At 65.6% G+C, this 18,250-nt stretch carries 12 protein-coding genes and 1 tRNA gene; 4 read left to right on the top strand and 9 right to left on the bottom strand.

The window, feature by feature from the left end:
- Positions 1-46: 46 nt before the first annotated feature.
- The 6 genes from ACO6VK_RS09345 to ACO6VK_RS09370 all read right to left on the bottom strand — a co-directional run bounded on the left by ACO6VK_RS09345 (position 47) and on the right by ACO6VK_RS09370 (position 9,924).
- Positions 47-352 (bottom strand): hypothetical protein, encoded by a 306-nt coding sequence (locus ACO6VK_RS09345; protein WP_422506601.1) that lies wholly within the window; start codon positions 350-352, stop codon positions 47-49.
- A 7-nt stretch (positions 353-359) separates the two neighbouring features.
- Positions 360-1,046 carry an RHS repeat-associated core domain-containing protein gene (locus tag ACO6VK_RS09350; RefSeq protein ID WP_422506602.1) on the bottom strand — a complete coding sequence of 229 codons (687 nt, stop codon included), beginning with the start codon at positions 1,044-1,046 and terminating at the stop codon, positions 360-362.
- Between the two features lie 390 nt (positions 1,047-1,436).
- Positions 1,437-1,832 carry a hypothetical protein gene (locus tag ACO6VK_RS09355; RefSeq protein ID WP_139146374.1) on the bottom strand — a complete coding sequence of 132 codons (396 nt, stop codon included), beginning with the start codon at positions 1,830-1,832 and terminating at the stop codon, positions 1,437-1,439.
- An 11-nt stretch (positions 1,833-1,843) separates the two neighbouring features.
- Positions 1,844-6,631: an RHS repeat domain-containing protein gene (locus ACO6VK_RS09360; RefSeq protein WP_422506603.1), complete on the bottom strand. Its 4,788-nt coding sequence runs from the start codon at positions 6,629-6,631 to the stop codon at positions 1,844-1,846.
- Between the two features lie 276 nt (positions 6,632-6,907).
- Positions 6,908-6,983, bottom strand: a tRNA-Thr gene (locus ACO6VK_RS09365).
- A 61-nt stretch (positions 6,984-7,044) separates the two neighbouring features.
- Positions 7,045-9,924 carry an autotransporter domain-containing protein gene (locus ACO6VK_RS09370; protein ID WP_422506604.1) on the bottom strand — a complete coding sequence of 960 codons (2,880 nt, stop codon included), beginning with the start codon at positions 9,922-9,924 and terminating at the stop codon, positions 7,045-7,047.
- 167 nt (positions 9,925-10,091) lie between these two features.
- Between ACO6VK_RS09370 and ACO6VK_RS09375 the strand changes: the two genes are divergently transcribed.
- From ACO6VK_RS09375 to ACO6VK_RS09390, 4 genes are all read left to right on the top strand, one after another.
- A complete protein-coding gene (locus ACO6VK_RS09375) occupies positions 10,092-10,694 on the top strand; it encodes an RNA polymerase sigma factor (RefSeq protein WP_422506605.1) in 603 nt (200 codons plus the stop codon).
- Complete coding sequence (locus tag ACO6VK_RS09380) at positions 10,694-11,671, top strand: FecR family protein (protein ID WP_422506606.1); 978 nt, start codon at positions 10,694-10,696, stop codon at positions 11,669-11,671. The genes ACO6VK_RS09375 and ACO6VK_RS09380 overlap by 1 nt, the downstream gene beginning before the upstream one ends.
- A 5-nt stretch (positions 11,672-11,676) precedes the next feature.
- Complete coding sequence (locus tag ACO6VK_RS09385) at positions 11,677-14,457, top strand: TonB-dependent receptor plug domain-containing protein (protein ID WP_422506607.1); 2,781 nt, start codon at positions 11,677-11,679, stop codon at positions 14,455-14,457.
- Between the two features lie 122 nt (positions 14,458-14,579).
- Entirely contained in the window at positions 14,580-14,909 is a 330-nt protein-coding gene (locus ACO6VK_RS09390) for a YegP family protein (protein ID WP_422506608.1), read from the top strand.
- A 15-nt stretch (positions 14,910-14,924) separates the two neighbouring features.
- Here the strand turns inward: ACO6VK_RS09390 and ACO6VK_RS09395 are convergent, their stop codons facing one another.
- The 3 genes from ACO6VK_RS09395 to ispH all read right to left on the bottom strand — a co-directional run.
- A complete protein-coding gene (locus tag ACO6VK_RS09395) occupies positions 14,925-15,599 on the bottom strand; it encodes a lysoplasmalogenase (protein ID WP_422506609.1) in 675 nt (224 codons plus the stop codon).
- A complete protein-coding gene (locus ACO6VK_RS09400; RefSeq protein WP_422506610.1) occupies positions 15,596-17,479 on the bottom strand; it encodes a M61 family metallopeptidase in 1,884 nt (627 codons plus the stop codon). The genes ACO6VK_RS09395 and ACO6VK_RS09400 overlap by 4 nt, the downstream gene beginning before the upstream one ends.
- Positions 17,480-17,573: 94 nt before the next feature.
- A partial coding sequence (gene ispH, locus ACO6VK_RS09405; RefSeq protein WP_422506611.1) for a 4-hydroxy-3-methylbut-2-enyl diphosphate reductase occupies positions 17,574-18,250 on the bottom strand: 677 nt, incomplete at its 5' end.

Genomic DNA, 18,250 nt, shown 5'->3' on the forward strand with positions numbered 1-18,250 from the left:
GATACGAGGCGGTGTTTGGATGAGGATCGTCCGCATGAGATTTAATCTAAAGCGGACCCATCGCCGGCATGCAGGGCTTGCCGTCGATATCCGCTGCAGCGGCCGAGATACTGATCATGCCTCCTGACTGCATCTCAACCTTCAAAGAAACTCCGCCATCCGTTGACGAATCGTCCCAGGAAGCCTCATTGATTGAACTGCTTGGCCCCCAGTGCTCTCGCCTATCAGCTGAGAATTCGTGCAGCCCTCTGAAGAATATCGACCGGCTCAAAGAGCATTCGTCCAGCACAATGAGCACCGCCGAGCTTGCAGCCCAGTCGATTCGTATTTCCAGAAGCGTCCAATCATGCATCAGAACCTCACTTTGTCTTGAGGGGAAGATGCGCTTCCGGCGACTCCGGAGCGACATGCTTCCCATTGATATCCAAACGTTGGCCACTAGCATCATTCACATGACAATGGGGGCCGCAGGCAGCGTTGGGATGTACCAGTACCCTTTGATTACCATTCACTGGATCTACGTAGGCCCCTTTTCCAGCAGAGGGGTCCGGGCCCTTGGGCTGTAGACCGCTCTGCTTTGCAATCCCGTCGATCTCTCCCGCAGTACGTCCCGCGATGTCCTTTGGACTTATATCTGGCGACTTCGCTGGCTTGGTGACCCCACCAACCGTAACAACCCCAGTCCGCGGCGGTTGCATACGCAGTGGCGGCGCTCGAATGCCACCAGCATGGGACTGCCCGCCCTTGACGATACCGGAACCAATGGCATAGCCAGTCTGCTCAGCCCAATTGGCATGCAACGGAAATCCGTGCTCGTATCGGGAAGCGTTAAGTGTTCCGTTCTCAAAGCCGGTCTGGAAGTCACTCCAACTCTGTCTCCCGTCAGGATCAGTGAACTTGTACGGATTGCCGTTTGCATACCGATAGCGATTGAACTGCCCCACAGGCTGGTCATACGCAGTTACCGGATCCACCGACAGGAACACACCCAACTGCGGATCCATGTACCGCTGCTGCATTTGCACCAGCCCGGTCTCACCGTCCATCACATGCCCGGTTACGCATTACGAGCCCAGCCGAGTGGACCCTATTACCCGACCTCGCCGGGAAGAGTATAACGACGAGCCTCAACACGGACGGAGCGTAACGGCATGGACGGATGCCAACCCTAGCTTCGTCCACATGACTCACTCCGCGGCATGAGCCCCGTCGAGTACCGTACCGCCCACGTCAGAAGCTCTACTTTAGAAATGTCTGCTTGACGGGGGAGCTTACGCAATGACCAGCTTGCAGCGAATCCCTCACCAATCAATGAGTTCCAACACTCACCCAAACAAAAAGCCCCGGCCTACGCCGGGGCTGTCTGCTGCATCTGGTGCCGGACATAGGAATCGAACCTACGACCTACGTATCAAAGGCAGCCGATCTTGAATCGCCTACTCAGCGGCTTCGGATTCAAACCGTGCTTTGATCTCTCGAAACGCCGCGCGTGCGCCAGGCAAATCTTCATGAATGTCATCTGACAGATAAACATTATCGATGAACTCCTGAGGTCGCAAGTAAAACGAACCGTCGCTGTAGCCCGCCAGCCAGTACTTTGAAGCGCGGGCGTCAGTGACTTCAAAAAGTGCGGCCGGATACAACATCAGGCGGCCATACTCATCCTCAATGCCGTAAAGAATTGAGCGCTCCATCTTGCGAGAGTCATAGTAACAATCGACTGTAAAGACAATGTACTCGTGCCCCAACGAGACTTCGTAGCGGGATAGAGAGGGGTGAGCACCCATGGCAACGGTCGCTTCAATATTTTTCCGGACAGCACGCACCTTCATATCAAACTCGCCTATGGATTTATGACGGATTTTGGTTCAATGATCTGGCCTGTGTCCGCATTCCGGAATGCATGGGTCTCTACGTGCCCCCCGTCAGCAGCTTTGTATGACGAGCTTGATACTTTTTGATAGGAAGACGCATCGCCACCGTACTCACCCGCGAGACGCTCAGCTTGACGTAGGGGCTTCGGAGTAGAAGCACCATGAGTGACCTTGACGGCCCCACTCGCCAGCTCCCCCATCTGCTGCTCGCTAGCCAACATTTTTCCCAACTGTGCGGCTTCGTCACCATGCTTTAGGACTGCCTTTCCGGCATCACCGGCAAGTGGGACCAGACCAATTGCCGCCCCAGCAATATTCGCAGCTGTTGGAGCTTGGATTGCCTCAACGATACCTTTGACGTCACCCAAGACAGGAGTGAAGTCGGCAACTACAGGGAGGATCTGCCGGGCTTGCTCAGCTGTTACGGGATTGTAGAAATCCCTCGGCGCTCCCAGCGCTTGACGTCCATCCGGATCCGTGAACTTGTAAGGGTTCGAGTTCGCATACCGATATCGATTGAACTGCCCCACAGGCTGGTCATACGCAGTTACCGGATCCACCGACAGGAACACACCCAACTGCGGATCCATGTACCGCTGCTGCATTTGCACCAGCCCGGTCTCACCGTCCATCACATGCCCGGTGTAGCCAGGGCCATCCACCACCTTGCCGATGGGCGCGCCATACGGCTCGTAATGAGTACGCTCGATCACGTTACCGGAAGCATCAGTACTGGCAACCGGGCTACCCAGCGCATCGGTGTGCAGGTAGGTGATCTTGGCGTCCACACCTGCGTAGTCCCGGCGAGCGATCAGGCTACCGGCCAGATGGACGTACTCGCGCCCCAGGCCCTTGCGGCCATCACTCTGGAATACCAGCCGGCCGTCCTGCGCGTACTGCGAAAGCACCACTCCGAGTCCTGGGGCTGAGGCAAAGATGCGGCGCCCCAGCGCGTCATAGCGATAGCTCTCCTTTCCGCTGACCTCGCGCAGACGATTGCCATAGTCAAAAACGTGATTGAGGCCATTCTTCAGCTTCAGGTTGCCCTGCACGTCATAGCTCAGGCCGATAAGCGTATTGCCCGCACCATCCCGCACATTGGTGAGGCGGTTGTGCGCGTCGTACCAGTAGCGATGGTCTTTGACACCCGGCAACATCCAGCTGGTCAGGTTGTCCAGCGCGTCGTAGCTGAACCGGTGCCAGGAATCGCCGCCAAAGTTGCTGGATTCTGCCGCGATCAGACGATCCAGACCGTCGTAGAGCATGTGCCGGTTGTAGAACGCCCCCAGTGCCAGGTCATAGATGTCGCTGACATTGCCATTCCGATCGAATCGCGTATCAAAGTCGAGAACACCTGAATCCGTGCTTCGCACCGGCAGTTGACGCTCGTTCTGCTGCATCGTGTGCACGATGCCGTTGCCATAGGTGAATTGCTTGATGCCGCCATTCGCGTGGTAGCGAACGTCGGTAGCGAAGTTGCCGACCCGCGTGGCCTGGCCCAGCGCATCGGGCGCGTAGTCGACCGTCAGCCCGCTTGGCCAGGTCTGTCCGGCAAGATGACCATTGGCGTTGTAGTTGTAGACGATGGGCCAGTCATACCAGCCCGGCTGGGACAGGCCCTCCATCGTCAACAGGCGGCGCTTGTTGTAGGTGTAATGATTGGAGGCCGTGGTGGCCCCGCCCTCATTCCAGACCGTCAATCGCGATGGGAGCCCATCCGGCGTGTACGTCCAACTCGTGTTGCCGTTTCCGTCGGGAAATTGCAGATGGATTGGTCGATTTCGCACGTCATACTCACGATAGACGGCGCGGCCGCTGCTGCTGATGGCCTCGGTATTGCAGGTCAGTGGCGATGGAGAATCGACCCCGGATGCCGACCAGATCAGGTTGCCGGCGCCGTCGTAATCCATCAAGGTACTGCCGGTTTCCGGCTCGATCGTCTTGCACAGCTGCTGGCTGGGCGAGTAGACATAACGGCGGGCCACTGTCTGGCTGCCATCGGCATTGCCGCGGGCGATGATCAATGGCTTGTTGAAGATGTCCCGGGCGATATTCATCACCGTCCCTTCCGGCATCTGGATCGACACCGGGTGCTCATAGGACGGCTCATCGAACATCTGGAACCGGGTCTGCGTCACCTGCCCCCTGGGGTTGGTCACGCGCATCTGCCCACTTGGCAGATATTCGGTGAGGGTGGTCAACAGACCATGCTCGCTGTCCTGCGAACTTGAGGTCACCCGCCCCAGTGCGTCGTACTCCTTCCAGGTGCCCTTCCAGGGAACCGGAAAGTCTGAAACCGGGTACGACGAGAATGTCTGCCGCCCCTGGGCATCGTAAGCAAACAACTGCAGGCGCTGCGTGGCGGCTTGATTGCCCGCATCGAACTCCTGGGTGAGCATCGGTCGCAGCAACGCATCGAAGTAGGTGATCTTGCGTGCGTTGCCCGTGACCGTTGTCTGCCGCCAATGACCCGGAGGAATACCGTACTCATTGATCGGCACCCACTCGAGTGCCTGCCTCTTTGCATTCCAGGCGACGCTGTCATCGCTGGGATACTCGACGCGCGTCAGCCGTCCCATCCCGTCATATTCGTACTGGGTGAGGTAGTCATTCTCGTCGGCGACGGCGGTAATCCAGCCAGAATCGTTGACGGCGGCCCGGGTCATCGTGCCGTCGGCATGGATTATCCACTGTGGGATACCCAGCTTCCACCGCTCCAACGTGGTCGTGTTGCCATTGCCATCCTTGACCGACGCGACATTGCCGTCGGCGGCGTAGGTTACCTGCTGCGCCAAGCGCCCGAAGACGTAGGCACGTACAGGTTGCGCGGTGGCTGTATCGAACTCGGTGCGCGATTGCTCGATGCCGTTCACCAGGCTTCTGGCCACCTGGCCCCGCACCCATAGCTGCGGGTTGTCGTAGTACTGGGTCGAGATGCTCCGGCCCTGGCCGTTCGAGTTGGACTCAGCAACTTCGATCTCGCGCACGGAGGGATCGAACGCCTGGACCGTTCGGGTGAACTGCACGCCATCCTGGGTAGTCAGCGTGGACTGGACCGGCCTGTTCAGGTGCTCGCCCAGCTCGGTGGCACCGTACTTCAGGTTGCGTCCTGCCTCGCGTGGGAATGGCGCAGTGGCAAGCTCCGCATCGGGGTAGTAGACGCTGCGATCGGTGCGGACAACGGCGCCGCCGGAACTGGTGGAGGTCGCCAGCAGCAGGCCATCGTTGTAGGCGACCTCCTTGCCGAACTCATAGGTCTTGACCACACCGTCCGGCTGGGTCTCGATCGTGATCTTCGGTTCGGACTGGCCCACCGGCACCATCGGCCATCCCTGCTGACGCACCTCGCGGTTGTACTTCCCACCCAGGTTGGCGTACTGATAGGTCCAACTCGCCCTCGGCACGCCGGGGCCTTCGATGGTCCTGGCGACCAGCGACATCGCGTCTCGATAGATGGGGGTGAGATTCCAACCATCTGCAAGCAACTGGTCATCGCCAGAAGTCTGGCAGTTGAAGGGAACGTTCTTGCGCCCATGGCGGAACGGCCGGAACGCGAACGCTCCCACAACACCCGAGGGATGTTTGATGCTGATCACCACCTCGGTCTGCACGATCTTGTTGGTCTTCGCGCACATGGCCGGAGTGTCCATGTACTGGACCTCAGCTTGACCAATGTAATCCGGGTACTTCTTGGTCACGCCGACCGGCGGCAGGTTGTAGCGCCAGTACGTTCCATCCGGTAGCACCACGGTTTGCAGCTCCCCCTGAGGCGTGTAGCCATAGGTCCAGTTCCTGCCGCCCGCCGATGCGCTAACAACACGCCCCTGCGCATCGTACGCCAGGCTGATACTGCGCCCGTCACTGGCATTAATGCGCTGCAGCTGCCCACCATTCCACTCATAACGAACCCAGTTGCCGAAACGATCGACCACCTGGGACGGGTAGAGGAAGACCTTCCTACGCTTCAGCGTCGCATGGGTGACGGTGTCATAAGGCTGCAGCACCGCGTAGTCTTCGTCGCGGGCCACCATCCAGTCGAAGTAGTACTTGTTGCCATCAGGCGAGTGGCCGATGAATCCTTCACCCGGCTGGCCGCTCTTGAGCGAAGCGAGGCAGGAGAAGAACCAACCTCCCTTGGTGTTCCAAGGCGTGGGCTGCCCCACCTCAGGCCGGGGCTGTTTCGCGTCGTTGCTCCCGGCCAGAACGGTTTCACCGTTGCCACCAGGCAGTGTAAGACGCACCCCATCCCAATAGGTGTGCGGGTCGAAGTTGATCGTCTGCGTGTGCCGATAATTCCAGACTTCCAGCGTCGGCGGCGCAGTTACCGTCGAACATCGCGCGCGCGGTGACCAGTAGCCCTCTGACACCGTCTCCGGCTGATCGCCATAAATGCCGGAAAGTGAAGGCACGTCCAGCGTCCAGGTGCCGAACTCTTTGTCGCCGCGGCTGCCAGCAATATCGCTGTAGCCGCGGCTGATCGAGACATCCAGTCCATTGGAGCCGGGTAGCGAAATGTCGGTCGCGCTGAAGCTGACCGAACCGTCGTAAAGATTGATCTTCTCACCGAAGATCTCTCCCTTCAGCGGCTCGACCAGATCGCCATACTTCAGGCGCTTGTCATACTCCTCGCGCCAGGTCGGAATGATCTGCGCCTGCGCTGCCAACGGCGCAAGCAGTCCGGAAGCGAGCATCGACAGCAGCAGAAGGGGCTTGGCCGCGCAACGCAGGCGCAGGCGGTGGGCAACGCGTGACAACATCTGAGTCCTCCCTGGACCGGCTTTTCCCGCATGCGTCCTAGCGGAGCCCAGCCCCCGACAGGGGGCCACTTGACTCAGACCGGAGCAGATCGCTTTCCTCTTCAGGAGCGACCACAGGTATTTGAAGTGGCTTTATGAACCAATGCAATCCGAACGGTCAATAGGGCAATCCGTTATCCGCATCGTTCCTGGGGGGGCTGCCCACGCAATCCCCCGGCAGGGGAAGGAATGCACAAACAAAAAGCCCCGACCAAGGCCGGGGCTTTCTGCTGTATCTGGTGCCGGAAATAGGAATCGAACCTACGACCTACGCATTACGAATGCGCCGCTCTACCAACTGAGCTATTCCGGCTGAGCTGGCAATTCTAAGGCCGGGCGTCCGGGCGGTCAATTGCCCGGACGCCCGGATGGGCTCAGAAGCGGTAGCCCAGGCCCAGCATCACGCCGTTCTGGTCCTGGCCGTCCCGGCGCTCGCCGACGTAGTCGATCATGATCGACAGGCGCTCGCTGGCGCGGCTGGTGACGCCGACGTTCCAGCTCAGGACCTGCTCGCCCACCGACTGGCTGGTCGAACCGAAGACCAGGTCCGGCGCGGCCGCGAAGCCGGTGCTGAACTGGGCCTGGGTGTCGCCCAGCTCCTTCTGCCACAGCACGCGGGCGTGCGGGGTGATGCGCTCGCCCTTGCGGCCTTCGAAGGTCTTGAACAGCTGCAGGCCGGCACCCACGCGGATGCTCTCCAGGCTGTCGCTGCGGCCGGCCAGGGCGCCTGCGCCCTGCCCTTCGTTGAAGCGGACGTTGGACAGGCGGGCGTAATCGACCACCGGCAGCAGCGGCTGGATCACCAGACCGCGGGCGGTGGTGAACGAGAAGCCATGCTCCAGGCGGGCCGACAGCGCGTCGCTGTCGTACTTGGCGCGCAGCGGGGCTTCCAGGCCTTCGATACCCACGAGGCTGCGGTGGGTGTCGTGGCGCAGGTCGGTGTAGCGCAGCGAGGCCGACAGGTAGCCACGCGAGTACGCGGCATCCAGGTAGCCGCCCACGTCCAGCGCCCGCACGTCACCGCTGAAGCCGGTGCCGTCGCGCCCCTTGGTGGACATCTCCGCTGCGGCCACGCTGACACCCAGGGTGACCTTGTCGTCGGCCAGGCGCGTATCGGCGCCGAGCACGATGCCGCCGGTGGTGTGGGTCATGCCGGCCACGCCGCCGTTGGCGTCGATGCGCCCCTGGCTGCCGAAGCCGCGGCCCCACATGCCGACGCTGCGACGCTCGCCAGCGGTGCCGGCACTGCCGGTGTCGCCGGCGGGCTGCACCAGGTGCATGGCCAGCTGGTTGAACAGGCTGCCATTGCCCATGCCCGGCTGCGCCGAGGCGGCCTGTGCGGCCTGCGCCGCCAGGCCATCGGCGTCGCCGCCGCTGCTGCGCATGTCGAACTGGTGCTGCTGCACGACGTTGCCGATGCTGCCCACCAGGGCGGTGTCGGCCAGGCGCAGGGTGGCGTGGCTGTCACCGCGCAGGCCACCGGCCTGCTGGGCGATCACGTCGCGGTCGGAGAACTGCAGCGAGGCCAGCAGCGGCTTGAGGCCGGCAGCGTTGCCGGTGGCGGCGCTGGCCAGCGCGCGGCCCAGACCATCGCCGGAGGTCGCGTTGGCGAACAGGCCGAGCTGGTCGAAGCCCGGGTTGGCGGTCAGCGACAGGCCGTTGGCGCTCTGCACGACATTGAAGCTCAGCAGCGAGTTGTGGCGCGGACGGAACACCTCGCCCTCGGCGATGCTGGCGGTGTAGCCGGTATCGCCCAGGCGCACCACATCCTGGAAGCCATCCTGGTAGATCGGGCCGGTGACCAGGTCGCGGCGGTAGCTGCCGTCGTAGTAGCCGCGCGCGACGTTCAGTTCCAGGTGCGCGCCGGGCGAGATCACCAGGGCGCCGTCGATCTGCTCGTCGTCGAAGAAGGTGCCCACACGCAGGCGACCGGTGGCGGCACCGCCGTTCTCGGTGACGTCGAACAGGACCTTGCCGCCCGGCATGATGTTGACGTAGCCGTGGGTGACCAGATCGCCGCCGCGCGGCATCAGGGTGCCGTACACGCGCAGGCGGTTGAAGCCGTCTTCGCGCCACGACGGGCCGCTGCCCTCGGCCAGTGCGTTGAGGTCCATCGCCGGCGAGGCGATGTCGCCATGACCGACCAGCATGCTGGTCTGCATGACGCGCACTTCAGCCGCGCGCAGGGCGCCGCCTTCCAGGGCGATGGTGCCGTTGTCGACCAGCATGAAGTCCGCGCCGGTGGTGGCCGCGGTGCGCCACACGGCACCGTTGGTGACGCGGATGACGCCCATCGAATCGTCGAGGGTGGACGCAGTGAGATCATTCAGGCGCAGCTTGGACAGCAGCAGGACCTGGATGCCCGGGTCGCTGAGGTAGTCCTGCACCGAGTCCGGGCCGATGCCGTTGGGGCCGCGGCTGGACGCGTTGTAGATGGACTGCGCCAGGTTGATGTAGGTGGACTGCCAGTCGGTGTTCCAGCGCGCGAAATCGTCGTCGACGAAGGTCTGCAGCTGGCGGCCGGTGCGCAGGTAGCCGGCGTTGATGTCGCCGGTGACGTTGGCGGTCACGTTGAGCGTGTCGCCCGGGGCGCGGTACTCGGCCGAGGTCATGATGTTGTTGTTGAACATGTCCTCGCCGGCGAAGGTCACGCGCTTGGCGCCGGACCCGTCCGGATCGAAGCTCACCGAGTTGCCGCGGGTGCGCGCCGGATCGGAGAACACCAGCAGGCCGTTGGGCTGCACGACTTCGTACATGGCCTTGTGCAGCAGGCCGGCATCCATGCCACCGCCGTAGTTGCCGGTGTAGATCTCGGTCATGCGCGCCGACGGCGTGTAGATCACCTTGCCGCCACTGCTGGCGGCGTGGATCTGCACCGAATCGACGGTCGGCAGGTCGCCGGCCATGTAACGCTCCACGCCACCGGACTGCATGATCGAGCACGAGGAGATGCAATGGCCGGACACGATGGTGTTCAGGCCGGCCGTGCGGATCACGCCCTGCAGCCACTCGCCGGCAATCAGTGCGCCGCCGTTGGAGGTGCGCAGCACCACTTCACGGATCGGACGTCCCTCGGCCTGCGCCTTGGCCAGCAGCGCCGGCAGCGAGACCACGTCGGCGTAGGTCACGCCGCCGCTGAGGAAGATCCGATCGCCCTGTACGTGGTAGCTCATCGCGGCCGCTTCGCCCGCCGCGCCCATCGCCGCCACGCCCAGCAGGCCGGCCAACGCCACACTCAACACCGATTGCTTCATGCTTTCTCTCCAGAAAAGGTCCTACCCCGCATCGCGCGGGACCTTTGCAGAACGTGGCGGAATGACGATCTCCCCCAGTCGGACGTCGACATAAAAATGAACGCGTTCATTTTCAGGCGTGGCACTTTCGGCCTTTCACATCCTGTCAACGTCGCGTAATACTCGGGATGCCCGTGATCGTTGCCGTTCGAGGTTCCGTTCTGTCCGCTCCGTCCCCCCTGCTGCGCTACGTCCCGGAACCGCTGCCGCGGGCCGAGCCGTTCGCTGCGTTCGTGCGGGATGAGCGCGCGCCGCTGTGCGCCTTCCTGCGCGCGCGCGGGGCCAGTGCGGATGACGCCGAAGACATCGCCCAGGACTGCATGGAACGGCTGATCCGCTACCAGTCACATGGCAGCGAGGAGCTGCGACTGCTGCTGTACCGCATCGCGCGCAACCGGCTGGCCGACCGCGGGCGATCGCCGCACGCGCGCACGCACCTGCCGCTGGCCGAGGGCGACGGCGCGGTCGAGCCGCTCTGCACCGCCCCCGGCCCGCTGCGCCAGGCCGAGTCCGGGCAGATGCTGTCGCTGCTGCGGCAGGCGCTGTTCAAGCTGCCCGAGCGCTGCCGCGAGGTGTATCTGCTCAACCGGATCAGCGGCATGAGCTACGCGCAGATCGCCCGCCACCGTGGCATCACCGCCAAGACGGTGGAAAAACACATCGCCCGCGCCCTGCAGGGATTGCGCCAGGAGCTGGGCCCCGACACCTTCGGCCAGGACGGAGATACCTGATGCGGGCTGCCACGCACCGCCGCCACGAACCGGCATTCGACCAGGCCGCCCACTGGGTGGCGCGACTGGAGGCGCCGGACTGCAGCCGTGCCGAACGCGACGCGTTCGAACACTGGCTGGCTGAAGACCCGGGGCATGTACGCGCCTGGGTGCAGGCCGAAACGCTGCATCAGCAGGTAGGCCAACTGGCCAACGATCCGTGGGTGCGTGCCGGCACGGCGCGCATCGCGCGCCCACACCGTGCGCGCTGGCTGCCCGCCGTGGCGATGGCCGCCAGCCTGTGCGTGGCCGTTGGCCTGGGCGGGGCGTGGGTGACGGATGGGCAGCCCACGCCACAGCACTATGCCAACGCCACCCATCTGCCGCAGCAGCGCACGCTGCCCGATGGCAGCCAGGTCACGCTGGATGCCGGCGCGGCGATGACCACGCGGTTCGGGCTGCGGCAGCGCCAGATCGCGCTGGACCGCGGCCGCATCCAGCTGCAGGTGGCGCCATCGCGCAGGCCGCTGCGGGTGCTCGCGGCCCACAGCACCATCGAGGACATCGGCACCACCTTCCAAGTGGAGCGCTGGCAGGACGACCGCATCGACGTAGCGCTGCTGGAAGGCGCGGTGGAGGTGCGCAGCGAAGGCGCGCAGGGCGGGCACCACGCGCTCTCGCAGCCGGGCCAGCAGCTGCAGGTGCAGACGACGGGGCGGATCACGCCCGGGCCCACGCTGGTGCAGGGCACGGCCGATGCCTGGCTGGACGGCCGGCTGGTCTTCGACGCGACACCGCTGCAGGCCGTGGTGGAACGCATGAACCGCTACCACGCCACGCCGCTGGTGATCGCCGATCCGGCGATCGCATCGCTGGCGGTCAGTGGCACGTTCCGCGCGGAGGATCGCGCCGGCCTGCTCGCCGCGCTGGAACAGGGCTGGTCGATCACCGGACAACAGCGTGCCGACGGCGCGCTGGAACTGCGCCGCCTGCACTGACGTCGATGGCCGTACAGGGGGCGCAACAGCGGTGGCGATGGCTGCGATGGCACGTGTTCGTCGTGGCGCTGTGCTGCGCGCTGATCGCACCGGCCGGCGCGCGCGACCGCGCCGATGTCGGCTACCAGATTCCGCGCGGCCCGCTCGCGCCGGCCCTGCAGCAGTGGGCGCGGCAGAGCCAGCGGGTACTGGTGTTCGATGCTGCCGAACTGGCTGGCCTGACCACCGCCGGGCTGGACGCGACGCTGGACGACGATGCGGCGTTGACGCGGCTGGTCGCCGGGTTGCCGGTACACGTGCTGCAGACCACCCCGGGGGTGTTCGTGGTGCGCCGCGTTGCCGTCGCGCCGGCAGCGGTGCCTGCACGCAGGCGCCCTGCCCCCGCTCCCGTCCCCCTGCGCAGCGCGCAGGTCGAGCTGGCGCCGGTGCACGTCACCGGCAGCCGGTTGCCGCGCAGTTCGGTACAGGCCTCGCTGCCGGTGGTGGTGATCGAGCGCGATGAGATCCTGCGCAGCGGCTACGGCTCGCTGTTCGATCTGCTGCGGCACCTGCCCGGCATGAACGGCCACCCGCCGCTGGCGACCTCGCGCGGGGGCGATTCGCTGTACCTGCCGGTGGGCGCGGCGGCGACCACCAGCCTGGATGGCATGGGACCGCGTGCGACGCTGTTCCTGGTCAACGGCCGACGCCTGCCGCGCTACCCGATGGTGTCGCTGGAACAGGGCGCGCTCACCGATCTGGGCGGCATCCCGTTGAGTTTCGTCGAACGTATCGAACTGGTGCGCGGTGGCGCGTCGGCCATCTATGGCGCCGATGCGATGTCGGGCGTGGTCAACATCATCCTGCGCGAGCAGGCTGACGGTCCCGAGGCGATGCTGCAGTCGGGCGTGAGCAGCCGTGGCGATGGCGACCAGCAGCGCGTGCAGCTGGCCACCGGCGGCGCGCGCGCCAACGGCGACCGCTGGTTTGCCGGCATCGATCTGCAGCGGGTGCAGCCGCTGGCCGGCGACAGCCGCGCGTGGCATGTGGAGCAGGAGCGCTACCCGATCGGCCTGTTGACCGACAGCGGCCTGTACCTGCCGGCAACGCGCTGCGCGGCGCCGTTGCAGCGCGATGCGGATGGCTGCTGGTTCGACAGCTCGCGCGGCCGCTCGCTGCAGCCGGCGGCCACCACCGTGGCCGCCTACGGGCGCTACCGGCATGCGTTCGGCGATGGCCACTATGCGTTTGCCGAAGTGCGCGGCAGCGAGGACCGGCAGCGCTTCGAACTCGGCCCGACCGCAGCAGCACTGCGCATCGGCGACGGGCTGCTGTTCAACTATGTCTTCCAGGAAGGCGGCAGCGTGCGCCCGCGCGTGGAAGCCACCACGGCCGACATCACCGTAGGGGTGGGCCGCGACCAGGCGGGCCGCAACTGGGACGCCGGGATCAGTCGCCAGTACAGCGCGGTGTCGCTGCACACGGCCGGCACGGTGCGCACGCAGCGCCTGTACGAGGCGGCACAGCAGGGCTTCCTGCCCGGGTTCAACGCGCTGACCGCACCGCTGGCCGAGCACCTGTTCCCGGCCATCCGCAATCGCGGCCGCACCGACCAGTGGCAGGCGTGGGCCGGGCTGCAGCGCGATCTGGCGCAGTGGCGCGGCGGCCCGGTGCAACTGGCGACCGGCCTGGACCTGCGCCACGAGGCCTGGAGCGCGCACCCGGACGCGCTGATCGGCGACGGCGAGCTGGCGCTGGGATTGCCGGTGGAACACCGGCGGCTGTCGCGTCTGTCCAGCGCCGCCTACGCGGAACTGGGGCTGCCGTTCACCGACACGCTGCGCCTGGACGTGGCGGCCCGGGTGGATCGCGATGGCGGCGACACCGCGTTCTCGCCGCGCGCCGGACTGCGCTGGACCCCGTCCGCGCAGTGGTCGCTGCTGTGGTCCAGTGGCCGCGGCTACCGCGCGCCCAGCCTGTTCGAGCGCCGGCGTCCGCCCGGCTACTTCGGCCAGGTGGTGCTGCCGGCCTCCAGCGCCCTGCCCCCGTGTGCGATCACCACTGCGCAGGGCTGCGTGGTGGACGTGGGCGTGGTGGAGAACAGCGCCCTCGATGCGGAGACCACGCGCAGCCATTCGCTGGGGGTGGCGTGGTCGCCACGCGAGGACCTGTCGCTGTCGCTGACCGGCAACGTGGTCGACCTGCGCAACGAGATCCTCGACCTGCACCCGGCGGACGCGGTCTGGAACCGCGCTACGTGGGTGCTGGATGACGCCGGCCGTCTGCAGGCGCTGCGACTGTCGTTCGACAACATCGGCCGCACCGTGTCGCGCAACTGGGTACTGCGCGGGGACTACCGCTTCGGCCGCTCGGCCGATGGCCAGTGGCGGGTATCGCTGGATGCGCTGCACCAGCAGGCGCTGCGCCGCTACCGCGCGCACGGCGAGACGGTCGACCTGCGCGGACATGCCACGCCCGCACTGTCGGCGGTGCTCACCACGCAGTGGCAGAGCGACCGCTGGGATCTGGCGCTGCGCGCCAACTACGTCGGCCGCACGCGCGCGTGGCTGCCAGGCGACCTCTGCCCGGCGACGCAGCGTGACCAGGGCCGTTGCCACAATCCCGACCAGCTGCGCTGGAACCTGCACGTGGGCCGCCAGCTTGGGCCGCGCGTGCTGCTGGCGCTGGATGTCCACAACTTGTGGGACGCACCGCCGGTCAACTACCTGAGCGGCAATGGCGGCCTGGCGCCGGGGCTGGACGACCCGCTGGGCCGCTATTTCCTGATGACCCTGCAGGTGCGCTGAGCGACGTAACGGGTTTTTCCTACGCATTGGCAGGGCTTTCCCTGATTGAATGTAGGAGCCTGTCGTAAAAGGCTCATGTCGCCCGTTCGGGCGACCGACCGATCAACCAGGGGATATCCGCTATGGCAGCACGCTATGACCTGAAACGCTCAGGGGATCAGTTCCACTTCACGCTGAAGGCCGGCAACGGCGAGACGCTGCTGTCCAGCGAGCGCTACACCAGCAAGCAGAACGCACTGAACGGGATCGAATCGGTGCGCGAGAATGCACCGCTGGACACGCGCTACGCGCGCAAGGACGCCAGCAACGGCGCGCCGATGTTCAATCTGAAGGCGGCCAACAGCCAGATCATCGGCACCAGCGAAACCTATTCGTCGGTGACCAAGCGGGAAGACGGCATCCAGTCGGTGAAGATGAACGCGCCCGGCGCGACGGTGAACGACCTCACCTGAGCGCCGACGGCGCGATCAGGCCGAGCGCGGCACCGAGCGCGCGATGCAGTACTGCGCGGCGTAGTACGTGGCCAGAATGCACAGCGCGGCCAGCGGCAGGCCGCCGCCGAAGCGGTCCCAGGCCAGTACCGAATCGCTGACCACGAACAGCGCGGCCCCCCAGGCCGCCCAGCGTGCACTGCGGCCCGCCTCACCGGTGGGGCGCGGCCACGCCCCGGCGCGTGCGAGCGCCAGCGTCGCCATCAGCGCCAGCACGGCCACATACACCACCACCGGCACGCGCAGATCGTCAGGCAGCAGCGGCCACAGGCCGTTGAGGTTGGCGCCGGCGAACAGGGCCAGCAGGCCTGCGGCGGCCCACAGGCTGCGTCCACTGCGCCACCCGGCACGGAAGGCGACGATGTAGCACAGGTGCGCCAGCAGGAAGGCGACCAGCCCCGGCACGAAGGCATCCACCGGCAGCATCAGCGCGATGTCGCCGATGCAGGACAGCAGCATGCCGGCCAGCACCACACGGCGATAGCCACTGCCGGGCAGCGGCGTCGCACGCCAGACGATGGAGGCGATCAACAGCGTGGTCAGCGGCTTGGCCAGCCAGTGCAGCCAGCGTGCATCACCCTCCAGTCCTGCACCGACGATCGCGGCGATGGCGGTGATGGCAATCAGCGCGTCGCGCAGGCGCGGGCTCATCGGGCCTTCCACAGCTCGGCAAGGCGGTCGGGCCGGCCGGCAATGCGCTCCAGCGACGGATACTTCAGACCATCGTGGTAGTCCAGAACAACGCTGTCGATGCGGTCCACGCGCTTGACCAGCAGCGTGAGCGGGGCCTTGTCGGTACGTGCGGCCGTGATTGCGTCCTTGAGCTGCTGGCCGTTGAACACGCGCCCGTCCAGGCCAAGCACGGTCATGCCGGGCGCCAGGCCGGCGTTGAAGGCCGGGCTGTCCCACAGCACGTCGCTGATGTAGCCGGCGTCGCTGATCGACACGCCGATCGAGTACAGCAGGTTGTTGGTCTTGCCGCGCGATTCCTGTGCCTTGAACGCCTCGTTGGGCGTGTCGGTGTAGACCAGCCGCCAGCCGGCCGCCTCCAATCCGCCGGTGAGCGGGCCGTGGCCATCCAGGCGCTCGCGCAGGAAGATGGCCCAGTCGAACGGCGCCACGCCGTTCAACGTGGTGACCACGTCATCGAAGGTATACGGATGGACGTTCCAGTCACCGTCGTTCATGCCGAAGAACGCCTTGGCGAAATCATCCAGCCCGCGCCGGTTGCCGGTGAGCGCGCGCAGCTTGCCCTCCACGTCCAGCCACATCATCTGGCCGCCGGAGTAGTAGTCCTCGCTCAACTGGTAGTTGCGGAAGGCCAGCGCGCGGCGCTGGGCGATGGTGGGATCGTTGGTGGTGTCCTGCAGGGTGCGCCAGCTCAGGCCAGGGCGGCCACGGTCGTAGGTGGCGGCAACATTGGCCAGCACGTCGCGGGTCTGCTGCACGCTCCACAGCCCCGAGCGCGCGGCCAGCACCTGGCCCCAGAACTGGGTCTGCCCCTCGTAGAGCCACAGCAGGCTGTCGCCCATCGGCACGTTGAAGTTCGGCGTGGTCAGGTCCGCGCCACGGCGGTACTTGCCGTTCCAGGAGTGGTTGAATTCGTGCGGCAGCAGGTCGCGACCCAGCCAGGTCGTGTTCCACTCGGTGAAGTAGCCCGGTTCGCCGCTGTTCTCGCTGGAGCGCTGATGCTCCAGGCCGATGCCGCCGAGCTTGTCGGTGAGCGCGAGCAGGAATTCGTAGCGGTCGAAATGACGCGCGCCGTAGAGCTTGTACATCTGCTGCACCAGCGCGCGATGCGCCTGCAGCTGCTCGGGCTTGGCCGCCAGCGATTTGGCCTGGTCGGCAAACACGTTCAGGTGCACGGGCACCTTGGCACCGGGGTCCAGGTCAAAGCGCTGGAAGTGGCGGCCGGCGAACAGCGGCGAATCGACCAGATGGTCGTAGCTGATCGGCTTGAACACCACGGTGTCGCCGTCGCGGCGCTCGGTGTCCAGTGCGGTGGCGTAGGACCAGCCCGGCGGCAGCGTGACCGTGGCCTGGGCCTGGATGTTGCGGGTGATGACGCCGGCCGGATACAGCGAATTGGCGTTCCACTGCAGGTTGAGCATGTCCGGGGTCATCACCACCCGGCCCTGGGTGCCGCCCTGCGAGGACAGGAACTTGAACTCGGCAACCACCTCGGTGGCGCCCTGCGGCACGTCCACGCGGAAGGCGTACACATCGTAGGGATCGCGGGTCCACGCCAGCGGCGTGCCGTTGGCGGTGACCACCAGGCCGGCGAGCTTGTCGATCGGACCGCTTGGCGAATGGCTGCCGGGCAGCCACTGCGGATACAGCAGGGTCAGCGGACCCGGCCTGGCCGGCACGGTGGCCTTGACCTTGAAGATGCGCCGGCCGATGTCGCGTGCGTCCACGTCGATGCGCAGCAGGCCGGGAAAGGCAACGTCCTGCGGCGGCGGTGTCTGCGCGTGTACGCCCGAGGCGGACAGGACCAGCAGCACGGAGAGGACGGCGGCACGCAGTTTCATCAGGCTCGGCTTCCAGCATACGAAAGCACCGATGCTAGACCTGCGCGTCACCGAACCACATGGCCAAAGGTCATGCCCTTGGCCATTACACCGATCAGGAGATCAGGCGCAGCCGCAGTTCCTTCGGCAGCGCGAACACCATCGATTCGGGCTCGCCATCGAGCTCGCCGATACCGCTGGCGCCCAGCGCCTTGAGCCGCTCGATCACGCCATCGACCAGCACCTGCGGCGCCGATGCGCCGGCGGTGAGCCCGATGTGCTGCTTGCCGACCACCCACGCCGGGTCGATCTCGTCGGCACCGTCGATCAGGTACGACTCCACGCCCTCGCGGCGTGCCAGTTCGCTCAGCCGGTTGGAGTTGGAGCTGTTCGGCGAGCCCACCACCAGCACCAGGTCGCAGCGCTTGGCCAGGTCGCGCACAGCGTCCTGGCGGTTCTGCGTGGCGTAGCAGATGTCGTCGTTCTTCGGGCCCTGCATCGCCGGGAAGCGGGCGCGCAGTGCATCGATGATGCCGCGGGTGTCATCCACCGACAGCGTGGTCTGGGTGGTGTAGGCGAAGTTTTCCGGCTGGTCCAGCACCAGCGTATCCACATCCTGGACGTCTTCGACCAGGTAGATCCGGCCGTTGCCGCGCTCGCGGTCCCACTGCCCCATCGTGCCTTCCACTTCCGGGTGACCGGCGTGGCCGATCAGCACCACGTCGCGGCCGGGGGGGCAGTGCCGCGCCACTTCCCAGTGCACCTTTGTGACCAGCGGGCAGGTTGCTTTGA

The organism is Stenotrophomonas sp. GZD-301 (assembly GCF_049310345.1).
Lineage (GTDB): Bacteria > Pseudomonadota > Gammaproteobacteria > Xanthomonadales > Xanthomonadaceae > Stenotrophomonas.